General features: G+C 54.4%; 18 protein-coding genes. 8 read left to right on the top strand and 10 right to left on the bottom strand.

Annotated elements, in window-relative coordinates; genetic code table 11:
* Positions 1-15: 15 nt before the first annotated feature.
* The 4 genes from ACSSVV_RS18930 to ACSSVV_RS18915 form a co-directional block, all read right to left on the bottom strand.
* Complete coding sequence (locus ACSSVV_RS18930; RefSeq protein WP_011785631.1) at positions 16-876, bottom strand: DUF6160 family protein; 861 nt, start codon at positions 874-876, stop codon at positions 16-18.
* Between the two features lie 98 nt (positions 877-974).
* Complete coding sequence (locus ACSSVV_RS18925) at positions 975-2,789, bottom strand: choice-of-anchor D domain-containing protein (RefSeq protein ID WP_022992932.1); 1,815 nt, start codon at positions 2,787-2,789, stop codon at positions 975-977.
* Positions 2,790-3,032: 243 nt separating this feature from the next.
* The gene (locus ACSSVV_RS18920; protein WP_454106744.1) at positions 3,033-3,449 is read right to left on the bottom strand and encodes a helix-turn-helix domain-containing protein; all 417 of its coding nucleotides are present in this window, start codon (positions 3,447-3,449) and stop codon (positions 3,033-3,035) included.
* Complete coding sequence (locus ACSSVV_RS18915) at positions 3,427-4,056, bottom strand: AraC family transcriptional regulator ligand-binding domain-containing protein (RefSeq protein ID WP_022992930.1); 630 nt, start codon at positions 4,054-4,056, stop codon at positions 3,427-3,429. Before ACSSVV_RS18915 ends, ACSSVV_RS18920 begins: the two co-directional genes overlap by 23 nt.
* A 328-nt stretch (positions 4,057-4,384) precedes the next feature.
* Between ACSSVV_RS18915 and ACSSVV_RS18910 the strand changes: the two genes are divergently transcribed.
* Positions 4,385-4,924, top strand: coding sequence for a class I SAM-dependent methyltransferase (locus tag ACSSVV_RS18910; protein ID WP_022992929.1), 540 nt, complete (start codon positions 4,385-4,387; stop codon positions 4,922-4,924).
* Positions 4,925-4,931: 7 nt separating this feature from the next.
* Here the strand turns inward: ACSSVV_RS18910 and ACSSVV_RS18905 are convergent, their stop codons facing one another.
* From ACSSVV_RS18905 to ACSSVV_RS18880, 6 genes are all read right to left on the bottom strand, one after another.
* Entirely contained in the window at positions 4,932-5,930 is a 999-nt protein-coding gene (locus ACSSVV_RS18905; RefSeq protein WP_454106743.1) for a PA2778 family cysteine peptidase, read from the bottom strand.
* A 6-nt stretch (positions 5,931-5,936) separates the two neighbouring features.
* The gene (locus ACSSVV_RS18900; protein WP_014420840.1) at positions 5,937-6,338 is read right to left on the bottom strand and encodes a PA2779 family protein; all 402 of its coding nucleotides are present in this window, start codon (positions 6,336-6,338) and stop codon (positions 5,937-5,939) included.
* Positions 6,339-6,434: 96 nt separating this feature from the next.
* On the bottom strand, positions 6,435-7,166 hold the full coding sequence (locus ACSSVV_RS18895; protein WP_454106742.1) for a glutamine amidotransferase: 732 nt from the start codon (positions 7,164-7,166) through the stop codon (positions 6,435-6,437).
* 53 nt (positions 7,167-7,219) lie between these two features.
* Positions 7,220-7,945: a YebC/PmpR family DNA-binding transcriptional regulator gene (locus tag ACSSVV_RS18890; RefSeq protein ID WP_454106741.1), complete on the bottom strand. Its 726-nt coding sequence runs from the start codon at positions 7,943-7,945 to the stop codon at positions 7,220-7,222.
* 120 nt (positions 7,946-8,065) lie between these two features.
* On the bottom strand, positions 8,066-8,866 hold the full coding sequence (locus tag ACSSVV_RS18885) for an oxygen-binding di-iron domain-containing protein (protein WP_222534691.1): 801 nt from the start codon (positions 8,864-8,866) through the stop codon (positions 8,066-8,068).
* A 172-nt stretch (positions 8,867-9,038) separates the two neighbouring features.
* Positions 9,039-9,467, bottom strand: a complete 429-nt coding sequence (locus ACSSVV_RS18880) for an SRPBCC family protein (protein WP_454106740.1) — start codon at positions 9,465-9,467, stop codon at positions 9,039-9,041.
* Positions 9,468-9,665: 198 nt separating this feature from the next.
* Between ACSSVV_RS18880 and ACSSVV_RS18875 the strand changes: the two genes are divergently transcribed.
* From ACSSVV_RS18875 to ACSSVV_RS18845, 7 genes are all read left to right on the top strand, one after another.
* A complete protein-coding gene (locus ACSSVV_RS18875; protein ID WP_454106739.1) occupies positions 9,666-11,798 on the top strand; it encodes a type VI secretion system Vgr family protein in 2,133 nt (710 codons plus the stop codon).
* The gene (locus ACSSVV_RS18870) at positions 11,795-12,421 is read left to right on the top strand and encodes a DUF4123 domain-containing protein (RefSeq protein WP_023011534.1); all 627 of its coding nucleotides are present in this window, start codon (positions 11,795-11,797) and stop codon (positions 12,419-12,421) included. The genes ACSSVV_RS18875 and ACSSVV_RS18870 overlap by 4 nt, the downstream gene beginning before the upstream one ends.
* On the top strand, positions 12,418-15,075 hold the full coding sequence (locus ACSSVV_RS18865; protein WP_023011533.1) for a toxin VasX: 2,658 nt from the start codon (positions 12,418-12,420) through the stop codon (positions 15,073-15,075). Before ACSSVV_RS18870 ends, ACSSVV_RS18865 begins: the two co-directional genes overlap by 4 nt.
* Entirely contained in the window at positions 15,072-16,094 is a 1,023-nt protein-coding gene (locus ACSSVV_RS18860; protein ID WP_023011532.1) for a hypothetical protein, read from the top strand. Before ACSSVV_RS18865 ends, ACSSVV_RS18860 begins: the two co-directional genes overlap by 4 nt.
* 316 nt (positions 16,095-16,410) lie before the next feature.
* Positions 16,411-17,349: a hypothetical protein gene (locus ACSSVV_RS18855; protein WP_454106738.1), complete on the top strand. Its 939-nt coding sequence runs from the start codon at positions 16,411-16,413 to the stop codon at positions 17,347-17,349.
* 166 nt (positions 17,350-17,515) lie between these two features.
* Positions 17,516-18,127 carry a DUF3592 domain-containing protein gene (locus ACSSVV_RS18850; RefSeq protein WP_022993483.1) on the top strand — a complete coding sequence of 204 codons (612 nt, stop codon included), beginning with the start codon at positions 17,516-17,518 and terminating at the stop codon, positions 18,125-18,127.
* Between the two features lie 33 nt (positions 18,128-18,160).
* Positions 18,161-18,460 carry a DUF3592 domain-containing protein gene (locus tag ACSSVV_RS18845; protein ID WP_454106737.1) on the top strand — a complete coding sequence of 100 codons (300 nt, stop codon included), beginning with the start codon at positions 18,161-18,163 and terminating at the stop codon, positions 18,458-18,460.
* Positions 18,461-18,539: the final 79 nt, after the last annotated feature.

The following is an 18,539-nucleotide window of genomic DNA, read 5'->3' as shown; positions in this document are numbered from 1 at the left end:
CGGGCCCTCGGTGCATTACTGGTGACCGTAGATTCTCATGCGGGTGTTCTGCACAGAGAGGTTGTCCAGTGTCAGGGAACCGATGCTGGTTCCGCCCACCAGAACCTGGCCAATCTTCATGTCTGCGTCAAACTGCTGCAGATCAATCGCCAGGGAATCGTCCGAGCTGCCGAAGCGTTGGTCTTTATAGACCTCCACAACGATATCCGCGGCGGCATCCAGAATGGTCGGGCCATTGCCGCCAGTTGCTTTGTCAGCAACCTTTTCGAGATAGGTATTCTTGGTGAGCTGCAGGTCACGAATACCGATCGCGAGGAAGTCGACATCGATATCCAGATCGGAAATACCGACCTTTGTGTCCAGGGTCAGCTTGTCGGTCGCGGTATCCACCGTGATGCCGACCTTGTTGAAGATACCCCTCATTGAAAAGTTGCTTGCCAGCAGCGTGGAGTCTGTGTTGCCCTGCAGGCTCCATTCACCGGTTGTCACGCCAAAATCGATAGGAGCTGCGGTGATTGGCAGTACGTTGATGATGGCGTCGCCATCCGCGGCAACGTCGATCTCGATCTTGATATTGTCGATCAGGTCGGTGTAATCCTTGAAGGCCAGGCTTCTGCCAATCTCGATGTCTTTGAACATCTCATCTTCATAGCCGGCGCCAGCACCGCCGATGCTGATGTCCTTGATGGCGAGAGAGCCTTCATCGGTATATCTGAATTCACCAATGTTTACTTTGGTTTCGAGCTCGATGGTGACACCGGCCTGACCGGTGATGCTGCCCATCTGAGCATCGTCGATTGGTTTAAGTTCTGCCTGCGCGGCAAACGGCGCGCCGATGATAGCCAGTGCTAGCAGATTTCTTTTCAGGCTTTTCATTGCATTGTTCCTTTTTTGATTTTGTTTTTACTGCGTATGAGGTCCACGGCCAGCCGCGCTGGCCATGGACCCGCCTCCGGCATTGCCGGAAGTTCTTACTACTCTGGAGTCAGCTCCAGATCGATGGTGTTGCCCGGGCCTGTCATGAACTGATTCAGCAAGCTTGTGAGCAAGCCGCAGTTCTCCAGTGCCGGCAGCTCATAGACACCGCTTACCGTGCCGCCGGTGGCAGGCGAGAAGTTGGAGCCTTCAACGGAAGTGAGCTGGATATCAACTGGCTGGCTGGTCTGGCACTCTTCGCCACCACCAATCTTCACCGGCAGGCCGAACAGTTTGATGGCAACCTTGGGCACCTTCACGTACAGGTGAGAGTTCGCCGTCAGCTTGCCGTCGACCAGAGAACCGGTGGTTACTTCAGCCTGTTCAAACTCAACGTTTGCAGATGCGTGGATCTTGCTGAACAGGAGTTTGATGGAGAAGTTGCCAGAGGTTGGCTCAACATCCAGGTCCGCTTCGAACGTGCCAGAAGCAAGATCAAGGAGTGTGGCAATGCTGCCAGTCAGAGGCAGTGTGCCGCCGGTAGCTTTGATCAGGGTTGAGCCTTCAAGGCCCAGCAACAGTTCCAGGGTCGGATTTCCGGTCTGCTCATACGCTTCGGCAGTGACCGGAACCTGGATCTCCGGATTCTCGGAATCGCTGGAACGGATCACCAGGTTGGCGTTGCTCACGCCTACCGAGGCTGCGGTAAAGGCTACCTGAACAGCGCAGCTCTCGCCGGCCGCGACGGTGGTACAGTCTGTCGACTGGGTGAAGTCGGCCGCGTTCGCGCCTTCCAGTACAATGCTGTCGATCTGCAGAGCAGCGTTGCCACTGTTGGATACGGTCACTTCCGCACTGGCGGATTCACCGAGGAGTATCCGGCCAAGGTCGATGGACTCCGGATTGACGCCGATTTCGGGAACCGGTGCCAGGACTCCACGGCCGGTCAGCCCAACGTCCACAGACGGTGTTTCGGCGTCGGTAGACTGGATGATCAGAGTAGCGTTGCGGGTTCCTTCCGTGGACGGTGCGAACGTTACGTCGACATCACAGGAGGCACTGGGTGCAATGGTGGTACAGCTATTGGTTTGTGTGAACACTGTGGAATCTGTGCCACCAATGGAGATGCCATTGATGCCCAGATCCGAATTGCCGGTGTTGGAGATGGTAACGGTTTGCGTAGCGGTCAGGCCGGCCTGAACGTTGCCAAAGGCCAGCTCCTCAACGCCGACATTAATGCGGGGCGCCTCAACCGTATCGCCTTCGACGAGAACGGTCTGGAGCAGGTTGTCCTGGTCTGGCAGCTGCACGCAGTCTGTGGTGATCTCGCCGATGGGCGCCGGGGCTATGTCACCATTGGCGGTGCGAGCAATCAGATCCAGGGACAGGGCGCCGACGCGAATCTCAGCCTCACCGATATCCTCATCGGTGAACAGTACCTCGGGAGCCGTGCCTGCAGCGGGAACGTTAAACTCTCCGGTCTCGGACGGAATGTTGGTTGGCGGAATGTCCAGCTTTACGATCTGGTCAAACGTGCGGTTGACCGTCACGATTTCGTTGATGCTGGTGGCAACCCCCTCGAGGGTCTCGGAATTGACCAGCTTCAGACCAGTGCGCGCGTCGTCATTAACGACGGTAATGGCGTCAACCTGAAACTGCGGTGTGGGTTGTCCAACGGTAGCGACCGGCGGTATGTCGGCGCTGATCTGGGCGCGAATGGGTTGGGTGCCGATCAGTGGGAACGGGCATTCAAAGGCCAGTTCCAGGGAAACCTGCTCGGCAGACGCATTACCTGCGCCCCCCGCCATCAAAGCCGCCGCGGCAATCGCGGGGCCGAGCTTGCGGACACTCGTATTGAGGTTCCTGAGTTTCATGAGTTCGTCCTCTGTACGTCGTTATTTGTTGTAGTGGGTTGCAGACAACACCGATAAGGACTGCTCAATCGGACTTGCAAAGATCCCTTTGCCATACGTGTTCACGTATGAGTGCAGCGTTATTAGACGGGGAGAGGGTGCCGCGGGTCATTGCTTGTCGCGGCACCGTTTTTGTTCAAAGCGGAGAGAGGCGAAGGGATTGTCTAAACCGTGAACGGTGTCAAAACGAAAAGTGAGCTGTGTTCACTTTTTTGAGCGGGCTTGCCGCCGAACGTCGCCGGGGGTTGTGCCCGTCCAGGATCGATAGGCTTTGGTAAAACCGGCCTGGTCACTGAACCCCAGTTTTTCGGAGATGGACTCCAACGGTACGTTGGTGTCTTTCAGATAAAGGGTAGCGAAGCTTTCGCGAATTTCGTTCCGCAATTCCCTGAACGATGTGCCGGCGCTGGCAAGATGCTGGCGCAGGGTGCGCGGGCTGATATCCAGGCGCCGCGCAATGTTTTCGGTGGTGCAGGGGCGGCCGGGTTGGCTCATGATCAGTTCGCGAACCTGCATGGCGGTCTCGTCGGCTTCCAGATTGCCCGGTTTTCGATGGCATCGGGTACGGGCTACCAGAAACTCCAGGTTAGCCTCGCTTTTAGGGGCTGGTGAGCCCTTCAACGGCATGGTGACCTGAGCAACCGGCGCCTCGAATTCGAACTCGCACCCGGGGGGCCAGGAGTTGCCAGTCCTCCAGCGAGGCAGACGACGGGAAATCAAACTGGAAGTGGAAGTTGCTGCAAACCTGGCAGGAGATACGGTGAATGCTGCCCATATAGATTTTGGTCAGGCAGGGTCTCAAGTCCTCCACGCCCCAGGTATCGATCAGCCGGATGCGGAATGTGGAGCCGGTCGATTCCAGTTCCATGTCCATCAATGGCAGGCCTACGCGCAGGTATTGGACGATCATGCTCACCAGGCGTCGCGGATTTTCCTGACCCAACATGGCGAACCCGAGAAGGCCGTGACTGGGCAGGTCTAGTTGTTGGCCAAATTCGAACGCCGCGCGTTCGTCGGTCATCAGCCAATCCGCCTGTCGCAGCAAATCCATGACCTGATGCATGGACAAGCTGGCGTCCGGGTTATTCAGCATTTCGTCGGTGATGCCGGTATTGGCAAGAATGGTATGCCGCTTTACACCGCGATGTTCCATAAAACGGACAAAACGGCGGGCATAGCGAGCCGAGACGATCGGCACTTCCAGTGCAAGTTCGGATGACGTTTCCATGTTCCTGTCTCTGAGCCGGGGGCTTCCTGGCACTTAGCCTTGAATTGTTCTGTTGGTATCATTCAAGAGGTACTATCCGGCTCCTCTCTACTCTGCGGCAGTATAGGCAGCGGGAAAGGGGGGCTTTTACGTAGCCGGTCACAAACCTGCCACATGGCCGGATATGACAATGAAACTTTTGTCAGGTTGAAAGTGCATGATTGAAAAGCCGGAGCCTAAGGAATGTCTTCAATCGCACTGCCCGGTTTGCCAAACCGGGCAGTTGGCGCCTTTTCGGACGATAGGAGATCTGCGCTATCTTCGTTGCGGTTTGTGTCAGGCAACGGTCATGGCCCCGGAGTGTCGTTTGGCGGAGGACCGGGAGCGGGCCGTTTACGAGTTGCACGAGAATAGCGAGTCTGACCCGGGTTACCGGCGGTTTCTCACCAAACTCGCGGAGCCCTTGCTGGCACGTATGGAACCTGGCGCCTGCGGCCTGGATTTTGGCTGCGGGCCCGGTCCGGCATTAGCGAAGATGCTGGAAGAGGCCGGGTTGGCGGTGGCTCTTTACGATCCGTTCTTCTATCCCGACGACCGGCTGTTGACGCAGCGGTATGACTTTGTCACCTGCACGGAAGTCGTCGAACACCTTTACCAGCCGGCCGAGGTGTTCCAAATGCTGGATCGCCTGTTACGGCCTGGCGGCTTGCTTGGCATCATGACCTGTTTTCAGACCGACGACGATCGGTTTGACAACTGGCACTACCGGCGTGACCCGACGCATGTGGTGTTCTACCGAGAGTACACCTTTGACTGGCTGGCGCAGAACTACGGCTGGGATCTTGAGATACCGGCGAAAGATGTTGTATTACTGAGGAAACCGGTTTGACCGGTTGTTAATCCGTTTCTGATGGACAGGCGGGGATCGCCAGGCATCCCTCCGGATTTCCCCCTTTGGACAGGATGTCATCGCCGGCTGACTCAAACCGGTCCGGTGCAAGCGTGGCCGCACAAGCCGAGGCCTTTCGAGCCTGAGCCGGGCACCCTGCATCGTTCAGTGCGATAGCGAGGTTGTTCCAGCCTTCAGCGAACTCCGGGAATTTGTTGATGACTTTCAGGAAACCGTCAGCGGCCTTCTGATGACGCCCTAGCTGGTACTGGAGATTGGCTTTTGCCATGAGTGGTGTCGGCTGCTCTTGCCACTTTGATATTGCCGTTTCGTAGGCCCGCTGAGCTGCGAGAGTATGGCCTGTTGTTTCAAGATCGTGGGCCGCTCGGAGGTATGGAAGCATTTCACCGGTGGCGGGTATCCGATCCGGTGGCAGAATGACGGTAGCCCAGTGGTCTGCCTTGGCCCAGGTGTTGTAAAACACTTTATACGGCATTTCATAATGGCGCCGGGTGTCCGTGTTCAGAATCAAGACTTGCTTCTCGGTGTCGTAACCGACTACCACGGCGAAATGCCACTGAGGCCACCAGCCCAGGCGCAGGTTCTGCATGATCAGAACGGGATTGCCAGCTTCAACCTCGGCGAGAACTGCCTCGGGCTCTGGTGGTAAACGGTATACCAGCATATCGTGGGACCGCGCACCCGCAACCATTTCCACTTGCAGGGAGCCTTCCTTGCCCGGCAGGTAGACCAGTTCTTTCAGTATATCCGGATTGGTCTCCAGCCCCTGTGCGTTCAGCATCATGGCCAGCGATGCCGGACCGCACTGGTATTTTTCTTGCGGATAGAAGGGAACACTCTCAAGCAGTGTGGCAGAGCTTGCTGATTCAGCGCTACGGGGCGTGGTATCTGGCCAGTCCGGGGTGGATGCGCACCCCGCCAGCAGAATGACGGCCGCCAGAATGACGGCCGTGGTGTGTTCAGGAAACCTGCTCGCTTTCAGCATTACAAATCAGCGAATGCATTTCACGAAGGGGAACAGATCCGTCGCGCAGAGCATATCGGTTATGATGAACACCACCAGGAACAGAACAATGATGCCGACAACCCCCTCGCCGGTTGGTGCTTCGGCCAGTTGTTGCTCGAACTCGGCCAGTTCGGCCGGCGTCAGATTCTGGATGCGCTCCGCAACCTGGGCTTCTGTCACGCCCAGTTGCTGCAGTTTTGCCTTCACGTCCTGATCTTCAAGCATTTCCAGCAGTTGTTGCCGGTCCAGATCGACCTGCTGTTGCTGGATCAACTCACCGGTACCCACCATGCCTGCGTTGGCGGACATGGAGAAGGTGGTCGCAAACGCGAGGAGTACGGCCATCGTCAGTGAGAACTTTCTTAAGTGCTTTCTGATACCGTTCATGTGAGGCTCCTTTCTCTGTTGTATTCCAGTACAGTAGATAGCGATCTGTACTCATTCAACATACAAAACGTTCACACAGCCGCTCGGGTTCCATGACTATTTGGTCATTGCGCGGGCGTTCAGGTACTCAGCGAAAAGCTTCAGTAAGTGATTGGCATCAGGGGCGGGGCGCACGCCCTGCAGCAGACTCTGGGCGTCCAGGCCTTCGGCGATGATGTCCGGAAATTGGACTTCGAGATAGGCTTTCATGATGGCTTCGGTGAATTCCGGATGAAACTGCACGCCCCAGGCATGGTCGCCAACCCGGAACGCCTGGTGTGGCTCGAAGGCCGAATTGGCCAGCAGTACAGCGCCCGGAGGGAGTTCAAGTGCTGATTGCTTGTGGGTCAGGTGGGCGGGGAATTCTGCCGGCAACTGACTGAACAGGGGGTCTGAACTGGCGCTGTCGAGCAATCGCACGGTGTGCGTCCCGGTCTCTCGGCCTTTCGGATGGTAGTCCGCCTTGCCACCCATAGCGTGGGCCAGCAACTGGTGGCCATAGCAGACTCCGAGAAGTGGAACCTTGGCCTCGACCGCCTGTTTTATCCAGCGGGCGGTTTCTTCGCTCCAGGGCGCTTTGTCGCTGACCATTGCCGGCGAGCCGGTAATGACGATGCCAGCCCAGTCGTTGGGAGCAGACGTGGGTGGCGTTTGCACGGCATCCAGCACGGTAACGTCAAGATCACCGTTGAGGTTGCGGAGGAACCAGGCGTCGAAATCACCAAACTGATCCCGTATCTGCGGGTAGGTTGAGCCTGTTTTCAGGATAATAACCTTTGGCTTTTCCACGCCTGCTACCTCCGCCCTGTCGCGCCGCTGTGACTACTCTTTGCCGGCAGAGGTTATTCCTGCGGCAGTTCTGCGTTGTGGAATACGTTCTGTACGTCGTCCAGATCGTTCAGCATGTCGAGGAATTTCTCGAACATCGGAATGTCGTCGCCTTCTACCACGGTGGTGGTTTTTGGCAGGAACTGGATCTCGTCCACATCGAACTCAATGCCTTCAAACGCGGCTTCCAGAGCCTGTTTGGCTTTGGCGTATTCGGTGTTCGGGGTGAATACCGTGATTTTGCCGTCTTCGCTTTCGATGTCGGTAACGTCCACGTCGGCTTCCATCAGGACTTCCAGTACGGCTTCTTCATCCTGGCCGGCGAATGCAAAGATGGCGCAGTGATCAAACATGTGGGCCACGGCGCCCGGGGTGCCGATCTTGCACTTGGTTTTGGTGAACGCCAGGCGAACATCGCCAAAGGTGCGGTTCGGGTTGTCGGTCAGGCAGTCCACGATGACCATGCAGTTGCCCGGGCCGTAGCCTTCGTAGCGGGCCGGCGCATAGTCTTCGCCTGCACCACCCTTGGCTTTGTCGATGGCTTTTTCAATAACGTGGGTGGGCACCTGGTCTTTCTTGGCCCGCTCGATCAGCCCGCGCAGGGAAAGGTTGGCTTGCGGGTCGATGCCACCAGCCTTGGCGGCCATGTAGATCTCGCGGCCGTACTTGCTGTAAACCTTGGTTTTCGCGGCGGCCGTTTTGGCCATGGATTCTTTGCGGTTTTGGTAGGCTCTGCCCATATTCGCTGCCTCTAGGGTTCAGTGAAAAGGCGGATTTTACTGAACCTGAGCGGATTGCAACAGGCCTGATTTCGCAGCTTTTGCCAGGAGGTGGTTCCGCGTCCCTGCGGAACCGGGTTGTTACACGTATTCCACCGGCTGGCGATAGTTGTCCTGGGATACCAGATCAATGCCACAATCCATATCGCTGACCCAGTTAAGGAAGCGATCAATCATCACCGGGCCTTCAAAGCGCTTGCCATGCTGGGGCACGATCATCGCCACGTCCATGTCTCGAACCATGTTGGCCCAAAGACGACAGACTTTCTTGGAAGCAATGTAACGGCGGTGGAAGCCGATCATGTTCGGGATGTGTTTGTCGAAATCTTTCACCGGCTCATGGTCGTCTTCGCCGCCCATGGACGCGCCGAGGTCACCTGAGAACAGGATTTTTGAGACCGGATCGTAGAATTGAAGGTTACCGACCGAGTGCATGAAATGCGCCGGCAGGCACTGCAGATAAGTCTCCCCGAACCTCACATTGGCGCCGCCGTCAGGAATACTGACGATGCGGTCGTAGACGCTGCCGCTGAGCTGGTTGGTGACGTAGCTGGACACCAGGTGCGGCAAGAAGCGCGCCCACAGCTTTGAGGTAACGATTTTTGCCCGAGTGTGAACAATCCAGCGGTCGATGGCGCCGATGATGTCCGGGTCCTGGTGGGACGCGAACACATAGTCCATATCGCGGATGTTCATATACTTGGACGCGGCGACGGAGAGTGGGGTGTAGGTCAGATCTCCGCCGGGGTCGATCAGGGCTTCGTGTTTGCCATCAACAATCAGGAACTGGTTGGACTGAACGCCTTCGCCAGTGACCAGGGAATCGAACATCAGGCACTTGTGGTGTCCGTTGTCGAAGAGAACAATCGGTGCTGCCGCCATTTCTGTCTCCCGCAAAGCAGTAGGGTCTTCGGCTTCAGGCACACTTATAGCCCGATGGCCGGATATTGCAAACTGCGCGGGAGAGTACAGAATTGACAAATATAAATTGTTGCCTCAGGTCAATTATCTGATATTCATCAAGTTACCGATTGTTGCCTGCGCTCCCACAGGCTTACGCCATTGACGGCAGGCGTTTGATACCACGGCGTAATCCCTTTTCCAGCGCGACCTGAACGGCTTTGCCGGTAAACGGCACAATATCCTCAAAACGGATGGAGTACTGAATACGGGTTCTTCCTTCGCCTGCATCGGAGAACAGAATACGTCCCAGGTGATTACGCAAAGGGCTGATGCTGCTGATGGTGTACTCAATCAGAGAGTCGGGTTCAAAACCGAGTACGGTTTCCTCAAGAGACAGCGGGCCAATGCCGATCTTGCGAACCGAGCCAATGCCGTTGGGGTCTGCCTGGTCACTGTCCTTGATGCGCTTGACCGGTGCCCCGACCAGTTTGCCGAAGCGGTGGTGGTCGCTAAAAACGGCAAATGCCTTGCGCCGGGGAACATCGAAAGTTTCATCAATTTCAATGGTGTACTGTGCCATGGTGCAGCTCTTGTTGTTAGTGGATGTTCAAGGTTAACCGTTCACCGGGTTCAACAAAAGTTGCAGGCGCGGGTTTTCATCGGTGAGAACTGGTTAAAACAGGCCATCGGTTTGTTGGTTGGTATTCCGGAGGCTGGTGGTTATAATCGGGACTGCTCAGGATGAGTCAGTTCAACATAATCTTCAGGGATCGAAGTCATGCCCCAGGCAAGCGGATTGCAGTTCACCGCCCGTGTAGGCGAATTCCCCTCGGATCACTTTGTCGTTGTCGGCTTCGCGCTGACCGAACGGCTGTCTGATCTGTTCCATGGCCGGTTGCAACTGGCCAGCACCGACCCGGATGTGGCCGCCGCCGATGTACTGGAACAACCGGTAGACTTGGTGGTGTGGCAGGACGGCCAGCCCCTGCGCCGGTTCACCGGCGTGGTGAACGAATTTATGCGGGGCGACACCGGCCACCGCCGCACCCGCTACGAAGTGGTCATCCAGCCGCCCTTGTGGCGCCTGGGCCTGATGCACAACAGCCGCATCTTCCAGACCCAGACCACCGACGCCATCGTGCGCACCCTGCTCGAAGAGCGGGGCATTGTGGATTCCATCTTTGACTTCAAACGCCCACCGGAAGAACGGGAATACTGCGTCCAGCACCAGGAAACCGACCTGCAGTTCCTGGAACGCCTGGCCGCCGAAGAAGGCTGGCACTACCGCTACCAGCACGGCAGCTTGGATGGCGAAGAACAACCGGCACTGATTCTTGCCGACCACCACGGCGACGCCCCGAAACTGGAGCCGGTTACCTGCAACACCAAAGCCGGTGGCAGCACAAAGCAGGCCTGCGTGTTCCAGTTCGCCTACGAAGAACGGGTCAAAGCCGCCTCCGTGGCCATGAAGGACTACACCTTCAAGAACCCCGCCTACGCCCTGATGCATGAACAAAATGCTGGCGGTGTTAACCACCGGGAAGACTACCAGCACTACGACTACCCCGGCCGTTACAAAGCCGACGCCAGCGGCCAGCCGTTCACCCAGAACAAACTGGATGCGCTTAGAAACGACGCATCCATGGCCAACGGCAAAAGCAACCGCCCGGACTTCACCCCCGGCGCCAAAGTGGAACTGCAGGACCACGACAGCCAGACCCTGAACCGGGAATGGCTGCTCACCGCCATCACCCACACCGGCAAACAGCCCCAGGCTCTGGAAGAAGAGGGTGGCAGCGAGCCCACCAGCTACCACAACACCTTCAGCGCCATCCCGGCCGACAAAACCTGGCGCCCGCTGTGCAACCACAAACCCGTGATGGACGGCCCCCAGATGGCTCTGGTCACCGGCCCCGAGGGTGAAGAAATCCACTGCGACCAGTACGGCCGGGTAAAAGTAAGATTCCCTTGGGACCGCTATTCCAAGAACGACGAACACTCAAGCGCCTGGCTGCGCGTGGCCCAGGGCTGGGCCGGTGGCCAGTACGGCTTCATGGCCTTGCCCAGAATTGGCCACGAGGTCATCGTCAGCTTCCTGGACGGCGACCCGGACCAGCCCATCATCACCGGACGAACCTACCACGCCACCAACACACCGCCGTACGCGCTGCCGGAACACAAAACCCGGACCACCCTGAAGACCAAAACCCACAAGGGCGAGGGCAGCAACGAACTGCGGTTTGAAGACGAAGCCGGCGAAGAACAGATCTACGTGCACGCCCAGAAAGACCTGGACCTGCTGACGGAAAACAACCGCACCGAAGTCATCAGGAACGACAGCCACCTGACGGTGGAAAACAACCGCTTCAGCCATACCAAAGGCAACCGCCACCACACCACAGATGGCGAACATCGCGAGAGCATCGGCGCCGACTACAGTCTCACCGTAAACGGCAGCCACCACAGCAAGCAGGGCAAAAACCAGCTGGTGGAAGCCGGCACCGAAATCCACCACAAGGCTGGTATGAAAATTGTGATTGAGGCGGGTGCCGAGGTGACACTTAAAGCGGGTGGCAGCTTTGTGAAGGTAGACCCGAGTGGGGTGACGGTGTCTGGGCCTCTGGTGCGGATGAACTCCGGGGGTGGGCCGGGGAGTGGCAGTGGGGTTGGGGTCACGGGGCCGTTGTTGCCAAATGCATTAACACCTGATGGCTCGATTAGCTCAACAGGGCCCCAAATATCTGATACCGGAGGTCGGCCAGACATTGAGGCTCTGTCGTTAAGGGTGGATGAGGTTAGGCCGATTGAGGCAGACCTGAAGCAGGCCGCGAGCTTTAGAAATGCCGCAAGAAAGGAAGAAGTTTTCTCGGAGGTCTGCTCTGTAAGGTCTGATAAGGAGGCGCTTTCATGATGCTTCAAACCTCAACGATTAGCGAAAGCCTTCAGCCCTTACCACCGGCCGAGCATATGTTCTTGGTTTTTGACGGCGCATGTTCTAAGCATGGGCTGCGAAGCTGGTATGAATTGGGGTTAGATGTATGCCCTCTCATGGTATTGAAGGATGGTGTATATGATGGTGTGTCTGCTTTGGGGCCGATGATTGCGGATCTGAGAGCTAGCACTGTTCTTAAGGCGTTATGGGAAAACAATCATCCCATAATGAGAAGAGCAGCGGTGTATCACACATCTTATGATGAGATGGGTTTATTGGATTTTCTGAGGGCACGAGTGCAAGTGATTATGCCCGGAGAGTTGTTGGCTTGGTTGAGGCTCGGTGATGCCAGGGTAGTTTCAAGATTGGCTGAGGCTGACGGTCATTTCCCTCCGCAATTCTGGTCGGGTGTTGGCTCTATTTTTTTCCAATCTGAAACAGCATCGATCACAAGATACCAACCAACACGGGCCTCGGAGGACAATGCTTCGGATGAGCCGGCGCTCCTCTCACAAAAAGTGGTGCCTCACTTCCATTTCGGCTCAGATCTATTATCTGCACTGGGTTCGTCAAACGATCTAAAACACAGGGAAGTGTTATGACTTATTGTGCAACCTGTCCGCTAATGACAGCTTTTGTGCCCCTTCGATACGCCATTGGTCCTTTGAACTATGAAGGCGATTTGCTAGCTGGATTGGAGTTACCTGACCTGCCAGATCTATTTCCCAACTTTGAGCGGTATACGCGTCTTCAGGATCGAATGCTTGGATTGGTTCCTCGTTTGTTGAGAGACGGCTGGTTATATGTGTGGAGCAGCTATGACGATCGCTTGATCGAGTACTCGGTGACGAACTCCCATATTCAGGAAACGAGCCGGGGCGGAGAGGTTATTGATTCCAGAACGTCGGTTTTTTTAGCGCTTCCCTCGGGAGAGCCGGTCGATATTGCCTGGAGCGAAAACCAGTGGTCTGATGCTCATTTTGATATGATTGTGAATGAGTCTGATCAGCGCGAGAAATTCATGAGGAGAATGGTCCCGGGAAGTGCGCCGCACTGTCAGGGGCTTGATGAACAGACGTTTTATAGCCTGCCGGAAGTCGCTAATATCGAAGACTTCGATTGGTCAGGGTTAACGCCAACGATTCCGCATTGGCCTCAAATCGAACGTGCCACGAGGAGGTTTGATCAGCGGATAATGGGGGTTGTTGATGACCCTTGGGGCGTGACAGAGGATCTGGCCGCTTTGGTTCGGCTCGCCCACGACAATCAGGAGCGGTTGCGAGCTCGGTTCGGTGGGGAGTGGAGCCTTGCCAAGACAATCAGGGATCTATACGAGACGGACAGTCAGCTTGAGGCAAAGCTTCCTGAGCTCGTTGAGCTGCCCAAATTGCAGAGGGCCTGGCGTGAGTCAGATTCGTCTCAATCCCATTTTGAAGAAGTTGTTGGAGGGCTGCTCGATTCCTGGATTCGGTGGATGGAGACGCTCGAATGTGCAAACGGTCCTGAAACACTGGCAAGTTCTTGTGAGAGCCTTGATCTTACCCGAGAAGACCACCACACCATTTTGCAAGAAAAATTTGGTCTTGCTCTGTTAGGCCCATCTTACTTCAGCAAAGGCGCTGGTGCGATTGGTCGTCTGGCCGACATACAGGGCGAGGGTGCCCAGTGGTTCTGGAATGCGCTGCTTGGGGTAAGAGAGCGCCTGTCCCTCGGAGAAATCGAGAAGCTCGTTGAAGTCGGAGATATGGCGAACGACTCCATAGAAGATCTTTCGAAAACGGCAACAGCGCTTGTTGCCGCGATTAATTCCAAGATTTCCGGTCTTGTCGCTAGAGCGCCGACGCCTCCGACACAATTATTATTCAATGCTGTTTCGCCTGTCGCTGCGGTCGAGTTGAGAGGGTTTCCAAACCGAATATCACTTTTAGGAAGCGGGTTCCTGGTTTCGGGGCTAGCTCGAACTGGCCAGACATTGGCGGTGGAGAGCGTGAGTGCTGTTCAGTCTAATCAATGGTTGAGTGAGTCGGCAAAAAATGGCGGAAACTCAGTGTCGCCTCTCAGCCCTCCGGTTGCCGATGCGCGTAAAGTGCCCGTGATCAGGGCAGTATCTGCAAATGCTGGACAGTATTTCAAAGGGAATCCTTATGGACTGGCGGACGCTTTAGAAAAGGCACCGTTGCGTTCGGTTCTGGTTGTTTTGACTGGAATGAACATGGTGTCTGCAATCTCAGATTTTTATACTGATCCTGATAAAGATGTCGGAGGTTTTGCAAAGGCTGCTGGTAGTGTCACAGGGTTCGTAGCAGCGGCTTTATCTCTAGAGCACAAGATGTCTGAGCTTAATTGGAAAGAAGGATTATCCCGTTCAGCTAACCCAGACGCGTATAGCCACGGGGTGGGGGCGTTTGCTGCCGCGTTCACTGCGGTCACTGCGGCTTTTGATATAGTTGTTTTTGGCACTCAAGCGATCGAGTCATACCGTGCGGGGGATTTTGATACGGCTGCAGTTGAAGTCAGTTTGATGGGAGTGTCATCAGGACAACTGGCGCTGAGTGTCAGAGCCTTCAGGGCATATCGTGAGGCAAGGGCGGCGGCACTGGGATTGCAAGTTGCATCTTCAATTCGAGGTTTGTCCAGATTGGGTGGCTACTACACAGCGTTGTCAGTAGGCTTAACTGCATCTTTAATTGGAGGGTTAGTAGCCCGTCACTACTTGCAGAATACTCCGCTCGAGCGCTGGCTTGCAAATACCCGATTTGGCGTGAAGCCCGCTGGGTGGGCCGGGAACTATCGAGATGAGATGGAGCGATTGTACACGGCTATTTTTCCTATCAAACTCAGGTTGGAGAGGGTTCGGAGGTTTAATCCGCATACGGGAATCCATATGCAGGATTGTTGGTTGATTCTTGAGCTTCCGGGGCAAAGCGCCTTGGGCCCTGAAACGATTTACTTTTCAGGAGATGAGTTGAGGAACGGCGTTGGTTACCGGTCTTTGGCGTGGGTAGAGCAGCAATTGCGATCGGTATTTGATGCGGAGGAAAGAGAGCAGATACTTCAGCCAAAGCGAACACCTGTGACTTGGTCTGGCTCTGATTTCACTCGTCATGAAGGGACAAGAATTCATAATGCCGCAGCCACAGCAACATACAGAAAGATTTATGACGATGATGACCAGATCTTTGGGCTTCAGGGTGAGCTGATATATCGTCCCCAACCCGGTCTGGAAATGCCTCCGGTAAAGGTTGATATCTGGTGATTGAAAACGCGAAAAAGCTATTTGACGCGGTAGCTAGTAAATTCGGGACATCATCGAATGTACTGTTACTGAATGGCAAATCAAGTAGTGGCTACGCACCGTCGCAGCCAGGTCTTGTAGAGTCACAGGATTGCGTGTTTCTTTCTTTACGAACAGGCAGTGCAGAAAGCAAAGGCATTCTAACTGGCGTGGGTTTTTTCGTGGGTGCAGTTGGGATACTTCTTGTTTTGCTGCCCAATCTGTTTGGAGCGCCTTATAGCTCCAATCTAGATTGGTGGGTTTTCTTACTCTCAGTTTTAGTTATTTTCGGTCCTGCAATATGGGAGATAAACCGCCCACCATCACTGCCGATAGTTTTTAATCGGCGTACTCAGGAGATTTATTACGACCTTAAGGGTGAACTCTACCATGCAGAATGGAGCGACATAGAGGCTGTTGCCTACGAATACCAAGTGATCAATCAGTATTCAGGTTCCATTGTTCATGGAAATTTGGAAATCATTCTTAAGAAATTTGGTGCCCCTGACGACCGGATAGCGCTGAACTTATCAGGGGTTCCAGCGGGCAAGCGCCTGCGAACCGTGGTCGGTATCTGGGAATATCTAAGATGTTATATGACGATTGGCCCGTGGTTTGACGAGAATGGCAATAGGACCGAGTTTAAGAGTTTATTCATAGACAAAAGCTTGAAGTCTGGCGAACTTTCCTTTTTTGACCTTGTACTTGAGTCAAGAAGAACACTGGGGCAAGAACGTAAAGAGGGCCATGGTGTTTCTGGAACCGCCTTTCTTTCTTGGTTGACTTCTTACATGCTCTTTCTGCCAGCATTCGGAATGGAATGTATACAGAAGATTGATAGAAAAAAAGCCCGACATCGTTGGCCGGAAGTTGTGCAAGAGCGCTTAGATCCAAACGGCCCAACAACCCGCCTGATCGATATCGAAGAAGACTACATGGTACAAAAACAGCAAGAGCTGGATGAGCTTCACGAACGGATGCGTAAAACTCTGCCAAGGTGATTTTTTATCAACAATGTCGGTCTTTTAAAGTTGAGGGAAAGCGTTATTTACGACCTCTGGCGCGGGTAGAGCAGCAATTGCGATCTGTATTTGATGCGGAGGAAAGAGAGCAGGTACTTCAGCCAAATCGGACACCTGTGACTTGGACTGGCGCTGATTTCACCCTTCATGAAGGGACAAGAGTTCATAATGCCGTAGCCACAGCAACATATAGAAAGGTTTATGAGGATGATGACCAGATCTTCGGGCTTCAGGGGGAACTGATATATCGCCCACAACCTGGTCTAGAAATGCCTCCAGTAAAGGTTGATATTTGGTGATTGAAGACGCGAAAAAGCTATTCGACGCTGTAGCTAGTAAATTCGGGACGTCCTCAAATACTTTGCTGCTTAGTGGCAGCTCTAGTAGTAGCTACGCTCCGTCACAGCCCGGTCTCGTAGAGTCACAAGATGAGGAGTTTTTGTCTTTACGAACTGCTAGTGTAGATAGCAGGGGGACTTTAACTGGAGTAGGTTTCTTCATTGGCGGTGTCGGGATTCTAGCTTTCCTATTGCACGGGATTTTTGGGCAATCGCCGAATTTGAATTGGTTTTTGTTGCTACTTTCTATCGCACTTATTGCAGTGCCCACTATTTGGGAATTAAGTCGACCCCCATCTTTGCCAATTATTTTTAACCGGCGGACTCAGGAAGTTTACTATGAAATGAAAGGGGACCTTTATCATGCTAATTGGGATGGTATTGAGGCGGTTGCCTACGAATACAAGATTATAAATCAGTATTCGGGATCGATAGTCCACGGTAATTTGGAAATCATTCTCCAAAAATTTGGCGCACCGGACGAACGGATCGTATTGAATCTGTCAGGTGTGCCGGCAGGCAAACGTTTGCCTGCCTTGATTGGCATTTGGGAGTATTTACGATGCTTTATGACGGTCGGCCCCTGGTTTGATGAAGCGGGCAGGAAAACAGAATCCCGGAACACCTTTATAGAAAAGGGTTTGAAGTCTGGCAGAGTTTCATTTCTTGATCAGTTGCTTCAGGGGAGAAAATTTATTGGCGAAGAGCGTAAAGAAGGAAACGGCATTTCTGGAAGCGCCTTCTTATACTGGTTAGATTCTTATCTTCTCTTCCCATTTGCCTTCGGGATGGAATGTGTCCAGAAAATCGATAGGATGAGAAGCGGAAAGCACTGGCCAGACGTGGTACAGGAACGCCTGGATCCTAACGGCCCAACATCCCGACATCCCGACTGATCGATATCGAAGAAGACTACATGGCGCAAAAACAGAAGGAGTTGGACGAGCTTCATGAAAGAATGCGCAAAACTCTTCCTCGGTAGGTCTTTTCTTAGCAGAGCCAATCGTTCGTTGAGTTGATAACCAGTCTCAACCCATTAACTAACCTCCCAGCGCCGGAAAAATGCTCAGAAAAAACCACATTGATTGGCCGCTCCTGTGGTCCGCAATAAAAGCTGACCTAGGCATTATGCTAACGATGCTGTGCGTAGGAATAATCACCACCGCTGTGGGTGGTGGCATTTTCTACGTCGACTTTGGCGACTGGGGTGCCATGATTGCGGGAGGTTTCTTCGCATTGATGGGCGCTGGGTTGGTTCTGCTTGCTATCGTCACGACTTACTCGGGCGCCAGCTACCTCTACGGCCAGGCCTTGCTACGGAAGCACGGTGTAGAGGTGGACGGCGTACTGACCAAAAAAGAAGCGGATTGTCAGTTTCATCAGGAATACGACCATCGAAATGAGCCACAGGGGGAAGGGCATTATCAGTGTAACCTTCTGATTGAGTTTGATTTTCAGTTTGATGGCCAAAATCACAGCGGGGCCTTCTATCTGAGTAAGCTGGCGACGTTCGACAAGTTGCAGGAGGGTGACCCGGTGCCCCTTAAGGTTCTCAGGTTTGATCCCTCCGTTCACAAGGTACGAGAGCGGCGTCTGGCAAATATGTTGAAGGGGCGTGAGCCCCAAATGCCTTCTCTCGTTCCCGAAGGGGCCGAAATTGGTCAGCTGGCTTAAGGAAAGAGACCCCAAAACACAAGGATTGAACCATTGAAAACCCTGAATATCCTCAAATACGTCTTCACACTCATTGGCGCCGGTATGCTTGTCGGAGCGGTGATGAGTTACAGCAGTACGGTGTCATTTATCGAGCGAGCTACGGAAGCCATGGGCACGGTCATTGATCTGGAGCGCTCGCGTTCCAGCGATTCAACTACCTATTATCCGGTGGTCGTTTTCGAGGATATCCGTGGTCGGGAGATCGAGTTCCGGTCGCGCTCCGGCTCAAATCCGCCATCGTTCAGTCGCGGTGAGAGGGTGTCTGTGTTTTATGAGTGCGTAAACCGCTGAAGGTTGCCACCCATTCCACGTGAAGCCTGCCACCCGGACCGGAGCAAGGCTGCCACCCATCGGAGCGTAGCGACGCGGG

The organism is Marinobacter sp. MBR-105 (assembly GCF_053628895.1).
The sequence above is the reverse complement of the archived record's forward strand: the minus strand, read 5'-3'. Positions and strand labels throughout refer to the sequence as shown.